This is a genomic window from Photobacterium sp. 1_MG-2023 (genome assembly GCF_030547945.1).
In the GTDB taxonomy this organism is placed as follows: Bacteria; Pseudomonadota; Gammaproteobacteria; order Enterobacterales; family Vibrionaceae; genus Photobacterium.
This window is the reverse complement of sequence record NZ_JAUORR010000067.1, coordinates 1-2,054: the sequence shown is the minus strand read 5'-3', so window position 1 is coordinate 2,054 and position 2,054 is coordinate 1. Positions and strand designations below refer to the sequence as shown.

The 2,054-nt window shown below is 40.3% G+C and carries 4 protein-coding genes; all 4 read left to right on the top strand.

Annotation, left to right across the window (positions count from 1 at the left end):
- The coding region (locus tag Q4579_RS22835) for an S-type pyocin domain-containing protein (RefSeq protein WP_303567250.1) at positions 1 to 531 on the top strand (531 nt) is incomplete at its 5' end.
- Positions 532 to 533: 2 nt separating this feature from the next.
- Entirely contained in the window at positions 534 to 956 is a 423-nt protein-coding gene (locus Q4579_RS22830) for a hypothetical protein (protein WP_303567249.1), read from the top strand.
- Positions 957 to 1,016: 60 nt separating this feature from the next.
- Positions 1,017 to 1,310 (top strand): GH-E family nuclease, encoded by a 294-nt coding sequence (locus tag Q4579_RS22825; RefSeq protein WP_303567247.1) that lies wholly within the window; start codon positions 1,017 to 1,019, stop codon positions 1,308 to 1,310.
- A 2-nt stretch (positions 1,311 to 1,312) separates the two neighbouring features.
- The gene (locus Q4579_RS22820) at positions 1,313 to 1,819 is read left to right on the top strand and encodes an ankyrin repeat domain-containing protein (protein WP_303567246.1); all 507 of its coding nucleotides are present in this window, start codon (positions 1,313 to 1,315) and stop codon (positions 1,817 to 1,819) included.
- Positions 1,820 to 2,054 lie beyond the last annotated feature (235 nt).

The window sequence follows — 2,054 nt, the reverse complement described above, 5'->3', positions numbered from 1 at the left end:
GCGGATGAGTGGTTTCCAACAGTGGAAACCTATCCGGCCGATGCAGAAACGCACTGGAGCGACGCTGTGCTGGTGTTTCCGATTGGCTCAGGGATACCACCGATTTATATTGTTTTCAAGAAAGCTGTCAATAGAGTTAAAATTCTTGAAGTAGGCACATATGGCGAACTTTCTCCGAGGAGCGCTAAGGATGGGCTAGATATTGATCATATACCATCAAAAGCAGCTTTGATTCGAGCAGCAGAGAAGCTTGTAGGTCGCTCTCTGTCTAAAGAAGAGAAAACAGAAATTGTTAAAAGTGCAGCTGCTGTTGCTATTCCTAATGAAATTCATAAAAAATGTAGTGAAACTTACGGTGGACGTAACCAAGCAAAAAAACAGATTGAAGATGCCGATAATTTAGAGCAAGCTGTAAACTCAAATTTTGATGCCATCAAAACTTGTCTATCTGAGCAAGGTTACTCAAAAGAAGAGCTTGAGCAAGCCCGTAACGAATTACATACCATAAACAAACGAAATGGTTGGTATTGATGATGAATAATTACTTCGATTTTTTAGGGAAAACTTATGAAGAGCTGATCAAAGATTCGAGCTTTACATCCTTAATTGGGGGTAATGTTCCTTCTAAAATTGATGGCTATAATGATGAGTTTTATATAGAGTTATTTGATCGTGGTTTGGAATTTCAATTTTCGAGTAATGATAATAAGCTAAAGTTAATTATTGCGTATAATCCGGAATATTTCGAATGCGGATTGGCTGGTATAAGTAGTCGAAAAGAAATATATGATCTAATTGGCTACCCATCTGAATCTATGCCAGAAAAAGTTGTGCCTGTTTTAGGGCGAGTTGGTTCTTGGGATAAATTTTTAATAGCTAAAGGAAAATATTTCCAAGTGGTTTATCATACTGGTTCAGATAAGGTTAAATGTATACATTATCAAACAACATATTAGAAATATTCATTAAGTTTTTTCAGGGTTACTGAAATTTCATAAAAATAAACCAGTATTTTCATGTGCTGGTTTATATACCTTATTGACTTCATCAAAATTGATGAGAAGAAACATTGTATTAAAAGAAATCAATTCAGACACAGACTTAGAATAGAAAACCGACGTATCCTGCGTGCAGCCGAAGAGTTGGGCATGACTCAGGAAGAGCTGAATGATTTTGTGAACTCCCGCCCGGATTACTTCCAGATCGAAGAAGAAGGGCCAAATTTGAGCCACAGGAATGAGAAGCCGGGGTATGATGATTTAGAATTAATTAAAAAAGATATGAGAAAATTTCTAAGAAATAGGAAATGATAATGGCACTTGAAATTTTAGAAGCATTAGATGATGCAGATATTAAGGAGTTAGAAATCCTGATTAATGCAGGCTTTGATATCTATGAAATAACACCCAAAGAAGATTGGACGTACTTACATAAGGCATTAATGACCCCCCGGGCTGATGATCAATGCCCGGCAGAATCAATCCAATTTCTCATTGAGCAAGGATTGGACGTCAATGCAATTGATAGCTATGGCTATACACCGCTGATTTATGCCGTGCGGCAAAGAAATGTCCCGGCAATGCGGCTCTTACTGGAAAACGGTGCAAAAGAGACCCTTGAACACCGGGGGATAGATTCTTTAAGTGCTTTGAGAATGGCAATTAGAGGCAAGCCATATCAATATGATGTGGTTAAAGTTCTCTTAGAACATGGTGCCGACCCGGATGCAGCCGCACCCGGAGGAAAATCTGTCCGTGAAGCAATGGATATCATTGCGGGCATTGACCCAGCCATTAAAGCACTGATTGCTAAGTATTGATTTGAAAATAAACGTATGCTGAATTCCCGCCATCTGGCGGGAATTGTTTGATTGGGTAAACTTTCCCACAGCCCCAATTGAGAAATCATTCAAAATTAGCGGCTTCCGGAAGCGCACGCCCCCAACCCATTCGGGAGCAGCCACCGGAAATCCGCATTAGCCTGACCGACCCGGCACCGGGTGAGCAGTACCCGACTGTTCACGCATGGCACATGAACTTTGCCCGTATCCCGGT